This is a genomic window from Nocardia coubleae NBRC 108252, assembly GCF_001612805.1.
Taxonomy (GTDB): domain Bacteria; phylum Actinomycetota; class Actinomycetes; order Mycobacteriales; family Mycobacteriaceae; genus Nocardia; species Nocardia coubleae.
This window is the reverse complement of the sequence record NZ_BDBD01000011.1, coordinates 241,695-259,881: the sequence shown is the minus strand read 5'-3', so window position 1 is coordinate 259,881 and position 18,187 is coordinate 241,695. Positions and strand designations below refer to the sequence as shown.

Genomic DNA, 18,187 nt, shown 5'->3' with positions numbered 1-18,187 from the left:
GCTGCGGTCGGTCTGCCATGTCATTTTGCTGAATTCGCTTTCATTTCCGGTGGTGCCGCATGTTTTGCGGGGGCAGGGACGGTCCGGTTTGTCGGCCTGCTCCTGGAATGACGCAATACACGGAGGTCCACATGACCCAGTCGAAGCACCATTTGGACAGCAGCTGGGAGCAGTCTGTTTCCGCGCCGGCCAACGGCGCGCACCCACACAATGGCAATGGCAACGGTTCCGGTCCGCGACCTCACGATGTCCTGCCGCTGTCCGCGGCGCAGCGTGGGATCTGGTTCGCGCAGCATCTGGCCCGCGAATCCCCGATTTCGGTGGCACAGTATGTCGAAATCGACGGGCCGGTCGACATCGATGGGCTCGTCGCCGCCTGTAAAACCGCCGGGCGCGAGTTCGGGTGCGCGCACGTGCGGCTGGTCGAGGTCGACGGTGAGCCGTATCAGGTCGTCGACGAAGACCTGCCCTCACCGGTGTCGGTGCTCGACCTACGCGGGGACGACGACCCGGTCGCCACCGCACACGACCTCATGGTTCGCGACTATTCCGCCCCACTGGATCTGCGCAACGACCGGCTGATGAAATGCGTTGTCTTCCAAACCGGTAACGACCACTACCTGTGGTATCAGCGCGCTCACCATATCGTGCTCGACGGTTTCGCTGCGGTCACGATGATGCAGCGGATCGTCGAGCTGTACAACGCGTGGGTGTCGGGGGAGCAGGCCCCGGCGTCCACCGCGAAGGACCTGAGCGAAATCGTGGACCAGGATCTGGCGTACCGGGGTTCGACACGGTTCGACAACGACCGCGACTACTGGACCGAACACCTCGCCGGCGCCCCACCTGTCGTCGGCCTCGCGGGCCACGGCGGCACACCGACCATTCACCCGACGCTCGTCAGCGCGACCCTGCCCGGCCACACCGCTCGACAGCTCGACCGGGTCGTGGCCGACCGCGGAACCAGCGTCACACCGGTGATCGTCGCCGCGTTCGCCGCCTACCTGGCCCGGATGACCGGCAGCGACGAAGTGTTGCTGAGCCTGCCGGTCTCCGGTCGCCATTCCGCGGTGCTGCGACGGTCCGGCGGGATGGTCGCCAATGTGGTGCCGCTGCGGGTGCCCGTCGCCGGGAACGGGACGGGTGCGGTGATCACCGCCGTGCAGAGCGAGCTGACCAGCGCGCTGCGGCGGCAGCGGTACCGGCAGGAGGACATCTTCCGCGATATGGGGATCGCCCGTGACGAAACCGCGTCGTTCGGACCGGCGATCAACCTGATGATGGTGAGCAACGAGATCGTGCTCGGCGCCACCGTCGGCCGGCTGCATGTGCTGACCTCGGGGCCCACGTCGGACCTGTTCGTCAATATCTATCCCGGCGCGGGCCGCGACAGCACCCACATAGATTTCCAGGGCAACCCGAGCGTGTACAGCGGCGACGAACTCGCCACTCATCACGCCCGGTTCCTGAGGTTCCTCGACGAATTCCTCGCCGGCGGGCCGGAACGCCCCGTCAGCACTCTGCCGCTGCTGGAACCGGCGGAACGGGCCGCGCTGCTTCCCGTGCGGGGACCGGAAGCCGTCGGTGAGCGGCTGCTCCCCGACATCCTCACCGCCGGGGCACACCACGACCCGGCCGCTACCGCGGTCGCCGCGGCCACCACGACACTGACCTACCACCAGCTGCACACCCGCTCCACACAGCTCGCCCGGTACCTGATCGGGCGCGGTTGCGGGCCGGGGACAGCGGTGGCGATCGCCATGCGCCGCTCGGCCGAGTCGGTCATCGCGGCGTGGGCCGTCGCGAAATCGGGGGCCGCGATCGTGCAGGTCGATCCGGACTATCCGGCGAAGCGTATCGAACACATCATCGCCGACAGTGGTGCCCGGGTGGTCGTCACGCTCGACGCCGTACGGGACCGGCTCCCGACTACCGTGTCCGCGCTGGTTCTCGACGATCCCGCGATCCGCGACGCCTGCGCCGACAGCGGTGACGAACCGGTCACCGATGCCGACCGCCTCCGCCCGTTGCACGTCGGCGACCTCGCCTACATCACCTACACCTCCGGTTCCACCGGTGTGCCCAAGGGTGTGCAGGTGACCCACCGTGGCCTGGCGAATCTGGTCGCCGACCGCAGCGACGCCTACGCTCTGAGCCCGCGATCACGGGTGTCCTATGCCCTCTCACCGGCCTTCGATGCCTCCTTCGAACAGTTCCTGACCTGTTTCGCCAACGCGGCCACGCTGGTGGTCGTGCCGCCGGAGGTGATCGGCGGTGACCGGCTCACCCGACTGCTGGCCGATGAGCACGTCACCCATCTGACGTTGACGCCGGCGATGCTGGCGACCGTCGACCCACATCCGCTGACCGAGCTGCGGGTGGTGGTGGTCGGGGGTGACGTATGCCCGCCGCATGTGATCGACCGCTGGTCGCGGCACTGCGCGATGTTCAACGAGTACGGGCCGACCGAGGCCACGGTGACCGCCGCGGGCGCGCGGATCCAGCCCGGCCGCGACCTCACCGTCGGTGGCCCCGTCCGTGGTGTGGCGGCGATGGTCCTGGACCGCGCCTTGCAGCCGGTGCCGGTCGGCACGGCGGGCGAACTGTATCTGGCCGGGCCCGGCCTGGCCCGCGGCTACAACCGGCGCTTCGCCGACACCGCGGCCCGTTTCGTCGCCGACCCCTACGGCGATCCGGGGCAGCGCATGTATCGCACCGGCGATCTGGCCCGCTGGGTCGCGCAGGATTCGGAGCTTTCGCTGGAACTGCTGGGCCGCAGCGATTTCCAGGTGAAGATCCGTGGCTACCGGATCGAACCGGCCGAGATCGACGCCGCCCTCACCGCCCATCCGGATGTCGACCTGTCGGTCACCGTCCCCGTGCACAACAACGCCGGTACCACCGTCCTGGCCTCCTACGTCGTCCCCGTCGAGGATCACCGCGTTGATCCCGCGCAGCTGCAACTGTTCGCCCGCGAATCGCTGCCGCCGCACATGGTTCCGGCGGTGATCGTGCCGCTGGACCAGCTGCCGGTGAACGCGTTCGGCAAGCTCGATCGCAGCGCGCTGCCGGAACCGGAATTCGGTGCGGTTCCGGCCGGTCGCGACCCGGAAACGGACCGTGAGATCCTGATGGCCGGCCTGTTCAGCGAGATCCTCGGTGTCCCCCAGGTCGGCGCCGACGACAGCTTCTTCGCCCTCGGCGGTGACAGCATCCTCTCGATCCAGCTGGTGGCGCGTGCGAAAGCCGTCGGGCTGGGGTTCTCCACCCAGGACGTGTTCGAGCACAAGACCGTCGCGGGCCTGGCCGCCATGGCCGCCGACGCCGGTGGCGCCCCGCAGCTGCGCGAACTCCCCGGCGGTGGCGTCGGACCGATCCCGCTGTCGCCGATCGTGCACGCCATGCTCGGCCGCGGGCATTACGACCGGTTCGCGCAGGCCACCCTCGTCGAACTACCCGACCGGCTCGACCCGGCACATCTGGCACGCGCGCTACAGGCCCTGCTGGATCGTCACGACATGCTGCGCGCCGTCCTGCACGTCGATGACTCCGACGAGCACCGCCTCGAAGTGCCTGCCTCCGGAACCATCGATGCCGACTCCGTCATCACCCACGTGACGCTGCGTCACCGCGACGCCGCCGAAGTCGACCGGCACCTACAGCAGGCCGCCGACCGTCTCGACCCCGCCGCCGGTGTCCTTGTGCAGGCTGTCCGGGTCCAGGACGGCACCGGTGCGGGCCCCGACCTGCTGTGGCTGGTGGTCCATCACCTCGCCGTCGACGCGGTGTCGTGGCGGATCCTGCTCACCGACCTGGCCCGCACCTGGCTACAGGTATCCACCGGCGAGGACCCGCAGCCCGGCACGGGGACCACCTCGGTGCGGAGCTGGGTCCACGGCCTGACCGAACAGGCCGCCGCCCGACGCCCGGCGGAACTGGAACGCTGGAAAACTGTTCTTGCCGAGGGAGACCGGTTGCTCGGGTCACGGCCACTGGACCCCGAACGCGATGTCATGGCCACCGCCGACCGGATTCGGTTGCGTCTTCCCGCGGACATCACCGACGCCGTCCTCACCAGCATCCCGGCCCGGTTCCACGGCAGCGCCAACGATCCGCTGTTGGCGGCGCTGGCCCTGGCCACGGCGCGGTGGCGGGCCCACCGCGGTGACATCCCGGGGACGGAACTGATTTCGCTGGAAGGGCACGGCCGCGAGGAGCAGGCGGTGCCGGGTGCGGATCTGAGCGCCACCGTCGGCTGGTTCACCACCCGATTCCCGGTCCGGCTCGACCTGTCCGGCGTCGATCTCGATGATGCCTTCACCGGCGGCCCCGCGGCGGGGGCGGCGATCAAACAGGTGAAGGAACAATTGCGCGCGGTCCCGGACAACGGGATCGGTTACGGCATGCTGCGTTATCTCGACCCCGTCGGCAGCGCCGAGCTCGGGACCGCGTCGGAGCCCCAGATCAGTTTCAACTATCTGGGGCGGGTGGGTGTCGGCGACCACTCGGGGGCGTGGACACCCACCACCGAATTCACCTCCCTCACCGCGACCACCGATCCTCGAATGTCGTTGCCCGCGATCGTGGATGTGAACGCGATCGCGGTGCCCGGTCCCGACGGGCTCGAGCTCGAGGCCACCTGGGAGTACGCGACCGGCATCATGGACGCCGACGAGGTGTCCGAGCTGGCCGATCTGTGGGTGCGGGCGCTGCACAGTCTGGCCGCGCATCTGCGCACCGACGGCGCAGGCGGTTTCACCCCGTCCGATTTCCCGCTGGTCACGGTCTCGCAGACCGATATCGATGGTTGGGCGCGGGAGTTCCCGGCGATGACCGATGTGTGGCCGCTGACCGCGCTGCAAACCGGGCTGCTGTTCCACACCCTCTACGACCGCGACGGCGACGACAGCTACATCGTGCAGGCATCACTGACCCTCGCCGGCGAGGTCGACGCCCAGCGCATGCGCCAGGCTGCCCAAACCCTCATCGACCGGCACGACAGCCTGCGCGCCGCCTTCGTCGAAACCGCCGACGGTCCCCGCCAGATCGTGCTGCACAGTGTTCGCGCCGATTGGCGCGAAGCCGATCTCAGCGCCCACGACCCCGCCGGACGCGACCGTGAGATCCATCGCCTCACCACCGAAGCGACCGCACCGTTCGATCCCGCTTGCCCGCCGCTGCTGCGCTTCCAGCTGTTGCGCACCGGTGTCGGCGAGTATCGGCTGCTGATCACCGACCATCATCTCGTGTTGGACGGCTGGTCGATGCCGTTGCTGATCCACCAACTCCTCGTGTTGTACACCGGCGGCGATGCCGGTGAGCTCCCGGCCCCGCGATCGTTCCGGGACTACCTGCAGTGGTTGCACTCCCAGGACGATGCCGCCGCCACGGCCGCCTGGCAGCGGATGCTGGACGGGGTGGACAATCCCACCCGGGTCTCGGGCCGCCCGGACCGTACGGGTGGTGCGGCCAGTGGTGAGGTCGGGCTCGACCTCGATGCCGCTACCGCGGCCGCGGTCCTCGATCTCGGTCGCTCCCACGGTGTCACCGCGGGCACCGCCGTCGAGGTGGCGTGGGCGCTGCTGCTCACGGCTCTCACCGGGCGTTCCGATGTGGTGTTCGGCAATACGGTGTCGCACCGTCCGCCGCAGCTTCTCGGCGTGGAACACATGGTCGGCCTGTTCATCAACACCCTGCCGGTGCGGGTGCGGCTCGATCCCCACGAAAGCGTCGGCGATCTGCTGATCCGGGTGCAATCCGAGCAGGCCGCGATGCTCGAGCACCGCCATATCGGTTTGGCGGAACTGCAGCGCGCCACCGGGATCGCGGACATGTTCGACACCGTCACGGTGCTCGAGTCCTATCCGCTGGACCGGGAAGGGCTGGCCCGCGATCTCGATGCGGCCGGGCTGCGGCTGATCGATCTCGACGCCCAGGACGCCACGCCGTTCCCGCTGAGCCTGCAGGTGACTCCGCCACGGCCCACCGGCGACGACGCGGGCACCTACACGCTCACCCTGCGCTACGCCACCGACCGGTTCGACACCGATCAGGCCGCCACCCTGCTCGCACGATTCGAACGGATCCTGACCCAGCTGGTCACCGAGCCCGCCACCCGCACAGCCGCTGTCACCCCGGGACCCGGCGAACCGGTGCCTGCCACAGGTGCTCCCGCCGTCCCCGAACGAACCCTGCACGACATTCTCACCGCCACCGCTCACCGGTATCCCGATGCCGCCGCCGTCAGGTCCGGCGACATCACTGTCACCTACCGTGAGCTGCGGCAGCGGGCGGGCGAACTCGCGAGCGTGCTCGTTGCCCGCGGTGCGCGTCCCGAAACGTTCGTCGCCTTGGCGCTGCCTCGGTCGATCGACCTGGTCGTCGCGATCTGGGCGGTTGCGGAAACCGGTGCCGCGTTCATTCCGCTCGATCCGGCCAACCCGGCCGAGCGCATCGCCGGGATGCTGGCCGATTCGGGCACTGGGCTGGGTATTACGACCGCTCCGGTCGCCGCGCATCTGCCCGGCACCGTGGACTGGCTGACTCTCGAGGACACGCCTCACGCTGCTCCCGTACCTTCCAGGCCGGTAGCGCCCGACAGCACCGCCTACCTGATCTTCACTTCCGGTTCGACCGGGACCCCGAAAGCGGTGCAGGTGACCCACCGCGGTCTGGCCGACCTCGTCGCCGCCCACACCGCGGCCTTCGGCGCGGACGCCACCTCCACGGTCTTGCAGGTCGCCTCACCGGGTTTCGATGCCAGCGTCTCGGAACTGCTGCTGGCCCACGGCAACGGCGCCTGCCTGCTGATCGCACCACCGGATGTGTACGGCGGCGCGGACCTCACCGAACTGCTGCGCACCGCACAGGTCACCCACGCCATCATCACCCCGTCGGTGCTGAACACCCTCGACCCGGCGCGGGTACCGGACCTCACCGCGATCGCGGTGGTCGGTGAAGCCACCGGTGCGGACACTGTGAAGCGGTGGGCGCCCGGCCGACGGTTGATGAATCATTACGGACCGACCGAAACCACGATCTGGGCAACCGGTTCCGCGGCTCTGCACCCGGGTGAGCCGGTGACGATCGGTGGACCCGTGCACAGCGTCTCCGTCGCGGTCCTCGATATGTGGTTGCGGCCGGTTCCGGTCGGGGTCGCGGGGGAGCTGTATGTCGGTGGGCCGGGGCTGGCGCGCGGCTATTTCGGCAGGCCCGCGACCACCGCCTCCCGTTTCATCGCCGCCGGCAGTGGCGAACGCCTCTATCGCACAGGCGATTCCGTGCGCTGGATTCGCGGACGCACCGGGCTGGAACTGGAATACCTGGGCCGCAACGATCAACAGGTCAAGATCCACGGCCTGCGCATCGAACCGGGGGAGATCGACACCCAGCTCGCCCGCCATCCCGCGGTGGCGAGCGCCGCCACCGTCACCCGCACGGGCCCCACCGGTGAACCGGTCCTGGTGTCCTTCGTCGTCGGCGCACCCGGCCGACACCTGGACACGACGCAACTGCACGACCACCTCGACCGCACCCTCGCCCACTACATGCACCCCACAGCGATCGTCGAACTCGACGAAATGCCGGTCACTCCCACCGGCAAGATCGACCGTAAAGCGCTACGACAACACGAACTCACCGCACCCGACACCGCCGGTTGCGCCCCGGCGACCCCCGCCGAACACACCATGGCGGAGCTGTTCGCGCAGGTCCTGAACCTGGACGGGGTGTCCGCCGACAGCAACTTCTTCGCCCTCGGCGGCGACAGCATCGTCTCCATGCGCCTGGTCGCGCTCGCCCGGGCCGCCGGGCTCGTCCTCACCCCACGCGAGGTGTTCGAAGGGAAGACGGTGGCCGCGCTCGCCGCCACCGCTCGCCGCGACACCTCCGTAACGGGCACCGACGACACCTCGGGGCCACTCGTCGCCCTCGACGATGACGCAATCACCGCACTGCGGCAACAGTATCCGGGCCTGGCCGACGTCTGGCCGCTGTCGCCGATGCAGTCGGGTATCCACTTCCACTCCACCTTCACCGCCGAGGCCGACAACTACACCGTCCAGACCACCATCGGCTTCACCGGTGAGATCGACGCCGACCGCCTGCGCCGCGCCACCCAGGCACTGATCGACCGCCACGACATCCTGCGCGCCGGATTCGCCGAAACCGCTGCCGGACCACACCAGATCGTGCTCGGCCACGCCGACACCGACTTCCGCGAAATCGACCTGACCGGCGGGCAGGACCCACGCACCGCCACCGACATCGCCGCAGACGACGCCGCAGCCGGTTTCGACCTGTCCGCACCGCCGCTGATCCGGTTCACCCTGATCCGCCTCGAACCCGGTGTGCACCGGCTGCTGGTCACCAATCACCACGTGATCCTCGACGGTTGGTCGATGCCGCTGCTCATGGGCGAACTGCTCGAAAACTACGGTGCCCCCGAGCAAATCGGCACCACCGGACCCGCCCCTTCCTACCGTGACTACCTGACCTGGCTACAGCACCAGGACCCCGCCGCGTCCAAAGCCGCTTGGGCGCGGGAATTCGCGGACGTGGATTCCCCGACCCGCGTCGCCCGGGGAGCAGGCATCTCGGGCAACGCCGCCGAGGTGATCACCGACCTGCCCGCCGACCTGTACCGCGCGCTGCGTGATGTCGCCGCCGACGCGGCCGTCACCGTCAGCACCACGGTCGCCGCGGCCTGGGCACTGAACCTGCGCGTCCTCACCGGCGAAACCGATATCGTCTTCGGCTCGGCGGTATCGGGCCGGCCACCGGAACTGCCAGACGTGGAACGCACATTGGGCATGTTCCTCAACACCATCCCGGTCCGGGTCCGGCTCAAGCCCGCGCAGACACTGCGCGACCTGGTCGTGCGGGTCCAGGAGCAGCATGCCCGCATGCTCGACCACCACTACATCGGGCTCCCCGAAATCCAGCGCAGTGTCGGCGTTACCGAATTGTTCGACACCGCGGTCACATTCCAGTCGTTCCCCGTCGACCGTCCCGCCCTGCAACGACTCGTCGATTCCGCGGGCCTGCGCGTGGGCGAGATCTCCGGCGTCGACGCCACCCCGTTCCCGTTGAGCCTGGTCGTCGCTCCCACCCCCGAAGGTTCATCGGGCCTGCGGATCACGCTCCGCTTCCTGACCGACGAATTCGACAGCACCCACGCCGACCACATCCTCACCGGGTTCGTGGATGTCCTCACCGGCATCGCCCGTGACCCGGCCACCCGGCTCGGTGCACTCGCACTTCCCGGCGTACCGGCTCCCGCCCACCCGGACACCGTCCACCACACGCCGAACACCCTCGCGGGCATCCTCACCGCCACCGCCGCCCGCACCCCTGGTGCCGTCGCCGCGCAGTGCGGTGCGGCCTCCCTCACCTACCGCGAACTCGACGAACAATCCAACCGCCTCGCCCGCGCCCTGCTGCGTCGCGGCGCCCGGCCGGGCCGGATCACCGCCCTCGCGCTCCCACGCTCACTCACCGGCGTCGTGGCACTGTGGGCGGCCGCCAAAGCGGGGACGGCGTTCCTTCCGATCGACCCGAACCTGCCCGCCGGACGGATCGAATTCCTGCTGTCGGACTCCGGGGCACCGCTCGGCATCACCGATTCCGCCACCGCACCGAAACTGCCCGACGGCGCCGACTGGCTGATCGTCGACGACGAACACACCCGCCGCGGCGTGGCCGCCGAATCGCCGGAACCGCTCACCACCCCCGGTGTGCAACCCGATCACAGTGCCTACGTCATCTACACCTCCGGTTCCACCGGCACCCCCAAAGGCGTCCTGGTCTGCCACCGTGCCCTCACCGACCTGGTCGCGGCACAACACCGGACACTGCATGTCGACGACCAGGCCACGGTCCTGCAGGTCGCGTCCCCCAGTTTCGACGCCAACCTGTTCGAACTGCTCATGGCACACGGATCGGGTGCACGGCTCGTCATCGCACCACCGGACGTGTACGGCGGCCGTGAACTGGCCGATCTCGTTCGCCGCGAACACATTTCGCACGCGGTGATCACCCCGTCCGCGCTGGCCACCGTCCCGGCCGACGACCTCATCACGTTGCGGGTTCTGGCGACGGCCGGGGAACCGGTCGGACGGGAACTGGTCCAACGGTGGGCGCCGGGTCGCACCATGCTCAATCTCTACGGCCCCAGCGAAACCACTATCTGGGCAACCGCATCCGAACTGTCCGCCGACGCGCCCATCGGTATCGGCCGCCCCGTCGGACCGGTCGCCGCCACCGTCCTCGACAGCTGGCTGCGACCCGTCCCGCAGGGCGTGGCAGGCGAGCTCTACCTGTTCGGACCGGGGCTGGCCGAAGGCTATATCGACCGGCCAGGACTGACCGCCGCCCGGTTCATCGCCTGCCCGTTCGGCAACGGCGGCACCCGCATGTACCGCACCGGCGATCTCGTCCGCCGCGATGCCGACGGTGACCTGGAATTCGTGGGCCGCAACGACTTCCAGGTGAAAGTCCGCGGCTCACGTGTCGAACTCGGCGAAATCGACGCCGCGCTCACGGGCCGCCCCGACATCACCTTCGCGACCACCCTCGCACACACCGACCACGGGGGACCGGCACGCCTGGTGTCCTATGTGGTGCCCGCACCGGGAGCGGACGTCTCGGTCGAGTCCCTCACCGCCGCCCTCACCGACGCGCTGCCCACCTACATGGTGCCCGCCGCCATCATGATCCTGGACGACGTACCACTCACCGCCCACGGCAAACTCGACCGCGACCGCCTACCCGAACCCGTACTCGCCGCACGCGAATACCGGGCCCCCACCTCCTGGCCGGAAGAACTCGTCGCAGCAGCCTTCGCACAGGTCCTCGACCTGCACCGGGTCGGCGCCGACGACGACTTCTTCGCCCTCGGTGGCGATTCCCTCAGCGCCTCGCTGGTGGTCGCCCGGGTCGGTGCCGCACTCGGTGTGCGGGTACCGGTACGTGCCCTGTTCGAGGCACCAACCGTCGCCGCCCTCGCCCGCCACACCACCACTCTGCGCACCGGCGAACGGATCCCGCTCACCGCCCGCCCGCACCCCGAACCCCTGCCGCTGTCACTGGCCCAGCAGCGCATGTGGTTCCTCAACCGGTTCGAACCAGAATCCGCCGCGTACAACATTCCCGTCATGCTGCGCCTCACCGGCGAACTCGACACCGACGCCTTGCGCCGCGCCCTCATCGACGTCATCGCCCGCCACGAAGTACTGCGCACCGTCTACCCCGAGACCGCGGGTGAACCGCGTCAGCTGGTGCTGGCCGAACCTGACCCTGCTCTGCACACCATTTCCGTCGACACCGCAACCCTCGCCGATACCGTGAACGCTTTCGTGCGCAATGGATTCGATGTCACCTCCGAGGTCCCGCTCCGCATCGGACTGTTCGATCTGGGCACCGGCGAATACCTGCTCGCCCTCGTCGTGCACCACATCGCGGGCGACGGCCGATCCATGGGCCCACTGGCCCGCGATGTCGTCACCGCCTATGCGGCCCGGGTCGGCGGGCACGCACCCCACTGGCAGCCCCTACCCGTCCAATACGCCGACTACGCACTGTGGCAGCGGGAAGTCCTCGGCGCCGCCGACGACCCCGAATCGCTGCTGTCCACCCAGCTGCGGTTCTGGCGGGAAACCCTCGCCGACGCCCCCGACCGGCTCGATCTCCCCACCGACCGCCCCCGCCCACCCGTCGCCTCACTGGCCGGTGGCCGCATCCCCGTCGACATCGGCGCCGGTCTGCACGCCCGGCTGCGCGAACTCGCCCACAGTCGCGGTTCCTCGCTGTTCATGGTGATGCACGCCGCCCTCGCCGCCGTGCTCGGCCGCCTCAGCGGCAGCGACGACGTCGTGATCGGCACGCCCGTCGCGGGCCGGGGCGAACCCGGCCTCGAGGACCTCGTCGGCATGTTCGTCAACACCCTCGCCCTGCGCACCGCTGTCGACACCGGTGAACCGTTCACCGAACTGCTCACCCGCACCCGCGACACCGACCTGGCCGCCTTCGAACACGGCGATGTGCCGTTCGAACGGGTTGTGGAGGAACTCAATCCGCAACGCGCCGCCGATCGGCATCCGCTGTTCCAGGTGATGCTCGCCTTCCAGAGCCTGTCCGGTACCGACGTCGAGCTGCCCGGTGTCACCGTCTCCCGCGCCGATATCGATACCGGCCTGTCCCAATTCGACCTGCAACTGATCCTCGCCGACTCCTACGACGACGGGGGAGCAGCGCGCGGGCTCTCCGGAACACTCACCTTCGCCCGCGACCTGTTCGACGAAACCACCGCCCACGCATTCCTCACGCGACTGCTCCGTGTCCTCGAAGCCGTCACCACCGACCCCACCGAAGCCGTCGGCGATCTCGAATGGCTCGATGACACCGAACACCACCACCTCTCGACTCGGGTCGGGCCGCGCCCGGCCGGCACCCGGCCCCCCGCCCTGCTACCGGACGTTTTCGCCGCCGCCGTCCACGACAACCCCACCGGCATCGCCGTCGTTTCCGGCGACACCGAACTCACCTACCGAGAACTCGACACCCGTTCCAACCAGCTGGCACGGCGGTTGATCCGCCATGGCGCAGGGCCAGAACATCCCGTGCTCGTCGCCACCGGCCGCACCGCCGACGAAGTCGTCGCCTGGTGGGCGGTCGTCAAGACCGGTGCACCCTACGTCCCGGTGGATCCCCGCTACCCAGCCGGCCGCATCGAACAGATGGTCACCGACTCGCGCGCCACCCTCGGCGTCACCCTGACCCGCGCACGGCCCCAACTGCCCGGCACCGTCGACTGGATCCTGCTCGACTCCCCGGCCGAAACCCCGGAACCGGCCAGCGAATCCGCCGAACCCGTCACCGACACCGACCGGGTGCGGCCACTCCACGCCACCCACGTCGCCTACATCGTGTTCACCTCCGGATCCACCGGTCGCCCCAAGGGCGTCGCGATCACCCACACCGGAATCGCCGACTTCGTCGCCGGACAACGCCTCGGCACCCCGCCCCGCAACAGCGATCGCGTCCTGCACTTCGCCTCACCGTCCTTCGACGCCTCGCTCCTGGAAATCCTGCTCGCCACCGGCCGCGCCGCCACCCTCGTCATCGCCCCCACCGACATCTACGGCGGCGACGAACTGGCCGAACTCCTGCGCACCCACCGCATCACCCACGCCTTCATCACCCCCGCCGCCCTCGCCTCCGTCGACCCCACCGGCCTCGACGACCTCCAGCACCTCGTGTCCGGCGGCGACGAGGTCCCCGCCGACCTCATCAACCGGTGGGCAGGCAGCGACCGTGCGGGCACCCGCGAATTCCGGGTCCTCTACGGGCCGACCGAAACCACCATGCTCGCCACCTCCACCGAACCCATCCGCCCCGGCGAACGACCCACCATCGGCACCCCGCTGCCCGGCATCCAGGCACTGGTCCTCGACGACCGGCTCCGGCCCGCACCGGTCGGTGTCAGCGGCGAACTGTATCTGGCCGGACCAGCCCTGGCCCGCGGCTACCTCAACCGCGCCGCCGCCAACGCCGACCGATTCACCGCCTGCCCCTACGCCGAACCCGGCAGCCGCATGTACCGCACCGGCGACCTCGTCCGCTGGAACACCCGTGGCGACCTGGAATTCATGGGACGCAACGACTTCCAGGTGAAGGTGCGCGGCTTCCGCGTCGAACTCGGCGAGATCGACACCGCCCTCGGCGCCCGCCCCGACATCGCCTACGCCGTCACCATCCCACGCCGCGAAGGCACCGGCCCCGTCACGCTGGTGTCCTATGTGGTCGCGGCACCCGGTGCCGAAATCTCCGTCGACACCCTCACCACCGCCCTCACCGATACCCTGCCCGCCTACATGGTTCCCGCCGCGATCATGGTCCTCGACCGGATCCCGCTCTCGCCCAACGGCAAACTCGACCGCAAGGCCCTCCCCGAACCCGTCCAGCAGACCAGGCAGTTCCGTGCCCCGGCCTCGCCGGTCGAGGAAATCGTGGCGGGTGTCTTCACCGACGTACTCGGCCTCGACCGTGCCGTCGGCGCCGACGACGATTTCTTCGAACTCGGTGGCAACAGTCTCGTCGCCACCCGCGTCGCCGCCCGTATCGGCGCCGCCCTCGACGCCACCGTGCCGGTCGCGATGATCTTCGACGCACCGACCGTCGCCAAACTCGCTGCCCGCGCCGAATCCCACGCCGACACCGGACGAGTGGCGCTCACCCCACAACCCCGGCCGCCGCACATCCCGCTGTCCTACGCGCAGCAGCGCATGTGGTTCCTCAACCGGTTCGAACCCGATTCGGCCGCCTACAGCATCCCCATCGTCATCCGCCTCACCGGCCACCTCGACACCGACGCCCTGCACCGCGCCCTCACCGACGTCGTCGACCGGCACGAAGTCCTGCGCACCCGGTACCCGCACATCGACGGCGAGCCAGCACAGGTCGTCCTCCCGGCCCACCTCGCCACGCCACCCCTGCACCCCGTCCCGATCGACGACAGCGCGTTGCCCGCCGCGCTCGCCGCACTCCTGGGCACCGCATTCGACGTCACTTCCGAAATCCCGCTGCGGGCCAGGCTCTACGACACCGGTCCCGACACCTGGGTGCTTGCCGTAGTCCTGCACCACATCTGCGGCGACGGATCCTCCCTCGCCCCACTGGCCCGCGACATGATGACCGCCTACCAGGCCCGAGTCGACGGCCACCTACCCACCTGGACACCGCTACCGGTCCAGTACGCCGACTACGCCATCTGGCAGCACACCGTCCTAGGCGCCCCACACGACCCCGACTCGCTGCTACGCGCTCAAATCGACTACTGGACCGCGCGACTCGCCGATCTACCGCCGCTGCTCGAACTCCCCACCGACCGTCCGCGGCCACCGATCCAGACCTACACCGGTGGCAACGTCGAACTCACCGTCGACGCCGACCTGCACACCGCCTTGGAAAAGGTCGCGCGCGCCCACAACAGCACCCTGTTCATGGTGTTCCACGCCGCCCTCGCCGCCACCCTCGGCCGCATCGCCGCCACCGACGACATCGCCATCGGCACGCCCTACGCCGGTCGCGGCGAACCCGAACTCGACGACCTCGTCGGCATGTTCGTCAACACCCTCGTCCTGCGCACCCACCTGACCGACCACATGACCTTCACCGAACTCCTCGAGCACGTGCGTGGCGACGACCTCGCCGCGTTCGGGCACGCCGACGTCCCGTTCGAACGCCTCGTCGAAGAACTCAACCCCGTCCGCTCCCACGCCCACCACCCCTTGTTCCAGGTGATGCTCGCCTTCCAGAACCACACCACCACCGACTTCCAGCTCCCCGGCCTCACCGCCTCGGCCGTCGAAGCCGACACCGCGACGTCCCTGTTCGACCTCCAGGTGACCGTCTCCGACACTCACGACAGCACCGGCGCACCCACCGGAATGAACGGCACCATCACCTACGCCACCGACCTGTTCGACCCGGCCACCGCCACCACCATCGCCGAGCGCCTGCAACGAATCCTGCGCGCACTCGCCACCGACCCCACCCGCCAGATCCACGACGTCGACCTCCTCGACACCGGTGAACGCGGAGCGCTCCTGCACCGGTGGAACCACACCGAACACCCCCTCGACCCCCACGAAACCCTCGCAAGCCTGTTCACCCACGCAGCCCGCACCCACGCCGACCGGCCCGCCGTCGAATACGGCTCCGAAGCCCTGACCTATGCCGAATTCGCCGCACGCGTCAACCGGCTCGCCCGCTGGCTCATCGCCCGCGGCGTCGGCCCCGACACTCTCGTCGCACTGCGCATGCCCCGATCCCTCGACCAGGTCACCGCCGTGTACGCCGTCCACGCTGCCGGCGGGGGATACGTCCCCGTCGACCCCACCCACCCCGCCGACCGCATCGACTACATGCTCACCACCGCAGCGCCCGTCCTCGAACTCACCTCCCTCGACGGAATCGACCTCACCGGCTACGACGACACCCCCGTCACCGACACCGACCGCCGCACCCCACTACGACCCGACAACATCGCGTACGTCCTGTTCACCTCCGGCTCCACCGGGCGGCCCAAAGGTGTTGCCGTACCGCACAGGGCGGCCCTCAACCAGCTCCACTGGATCATCGACACCTACCGGCTCAGCACCGCCGACACCGTCCTCCAGAAGACCCCCGCCACCTTCGACGTGTCGGTCTGGGAACTGTTCGCCAGCCTCGCCGTCGGCGCCCGCCTGGTGATCGCCCGACCCGACGGACACACCGACCCCTCCTACCTGGCCGCCACCATCGCCGACCGGCAGGTCACCGTCACTTCCTTCGTCCCGTCCATGCTCGCGGCCTTCGCCGACGCCGCCCCCGCGCGATCCCTGAAGTCGTTGCGCGCCTTGCTCGTCGGCGGCGAAGCGTTCGGCGCCGACGTGGTGTCGGCCGCACGCCGCGCCATGCCCCACACCGAATTACACAATCTCTACGGCCCCACCGAATTCACCGTGCACGCCACCGCCCACCACGTCACCCACGGCGACACCGGCAGCATCCCCATGGGCACACCGGTGTGGAACGTCCGCGCCCACGTCCTCGACACCCGCCTGCGCCCGGTCCCGCCCGGGGTAGCGGGCGACCTGTACCTCGCCGGAAACCAGATCGCCCGCGGCTACCACGCCCGCCCCGGCCTCACCGCGGAACGATTCGTCCCCGACCCGTTCACCGCGGGCCTGCGCATGTACCGCACAGGTGACCGCGCCCGCCGCCTGCGCACCGGCGAACTGGAATACCTGGGCCGCACCGACTTCCAGGTGAAACTCCGCGGCCTGCGCATCGAACTGGGCGAGATCGAAGCCGTCCTCGCCGAGCACCACACCGTCGCCCGTGCCATCGCCGCCGTCCACACCGTCGGCACCGGGGACCGGCTCGTCGCCTACCTGATGCCGACGGCAGGCCTCGACGTCGACACCGACGCCGTGCTCGACCACGCCGCCGCCGAACTGCCCGACTACATGGTGCCGACCGCGGTCTTGGTGCTGGACACCGTGCCGCTGACCGACTCCGGCAAACTCGACCGCAAACACCTACCGGAACCGGTATTCGACGTTGGGGAGTTCCGGGAACCGGAATCCTGGCTCGAAGGCGAGGTCGCCCGGGTCTACGAGCACGTCCTCGGCATGGCCCGCGTCGGTGCCGACGACGACTTCTACGCCCTCGGCGGCAACTCCCTCAAGTCGGTGCAGGTGGTCAGCGAACTCCGTAAGGAACTGGACTACGAGGTCCCCGTCAGCTGGATCCTGTCCGACCCGCGCCCCACCGACCTCGCCAGACGCATCGAAACCGGAATGCGCACCGGACACACCACCACCGAACCCACCACACCCGGATTCGATGTCGTGCTACCGATCCGCACCACCGGGACACGACCCCCGCTGTTCTGCGTCCACCCCGCCTCCGGCCTGGCCTGGTGTTACCGCCCGCTCGGCGAATACCTGACCGAGGACCGACCCATCTACGGAATCCAGGCACCACAACTGAGCGGCGAACCGGGGTCCGCGACCATCGAAGACACCGCCCGCCGCTACCTCGACGAAATCCGCGCCATCCAGCCGCACGGCCCCTACCACCTGCTCGGCTGGTCACTGGGCGGCCAGATCGCCCACGCCGTCGCCGCCGAAATACGCGCCGCCGGAGAACAAGTCGCGCTACTGGCCCTGCTCGACGCCGAAGCCGACGGATTCGATCCCACCGCTGTCACCACCGTGACGGCCGGTGAACTGGTCGCCAACCTCGGCCCGGTCATGGGTATCGATTTCGTCCCCACCGACGCCACCGCCGAGGAAGCCGCGGCACTGATCGAACAGAAACTGGGGGAGCGGCTCGGTATCGACGCCGCCCTGATCCAGCACATGACCGACGCCTACAACGAGTCCATCCGGGCCGCCGCCGACTGGCAACCACCGGTAATCGACTGCGACATGCTGTATTTCACCGCCACCGGCGAACGCCGAGAGGACGCGACCGGACATCGGGGATGGGCACCGAGTGTGCGCGGGCACATCACCGATATCGACATCGACGCCACACACCTGGCAATGACCGAACCCGCGGTCCTGGCCCGCATCGCCCGCGTCCTCAACGAACAACTCGATCGGGAGGTCGCCGGGCAGAGCGGCTGAGCGGAATTCGG

Annotated in this window: 1 protein-coding gene; it reads left to right on the top strand. The window is 69.2% G+C overall.

Annotated elements, in window-relative coordinates; all coding sequences use genetic code 11:
- Positions 1-131 precede the first annotated feature (131 nt).
- On the top strand, positions 132-18,176 hold the full coding sequence (locus tag NCO8_RS10125; protein WP_067639946.1) for a non-ribosomal peptide synthetase: 18,045 nt from the start codon (positions 132-134) through the stop codon (positions 18,174-18,176).
- Positions 18,177-18,187 lie beyond the last annotated feature (11 nt).

Coding starts and splice junctions, on each gene's coding strand:
- NCO8_RS10125 (WP_067639946.1), top strand. CDS start 132: ATGACCCAGTCGAAGCACCATTTGGACAGCAGCTGGGAGCAGTCTGTT.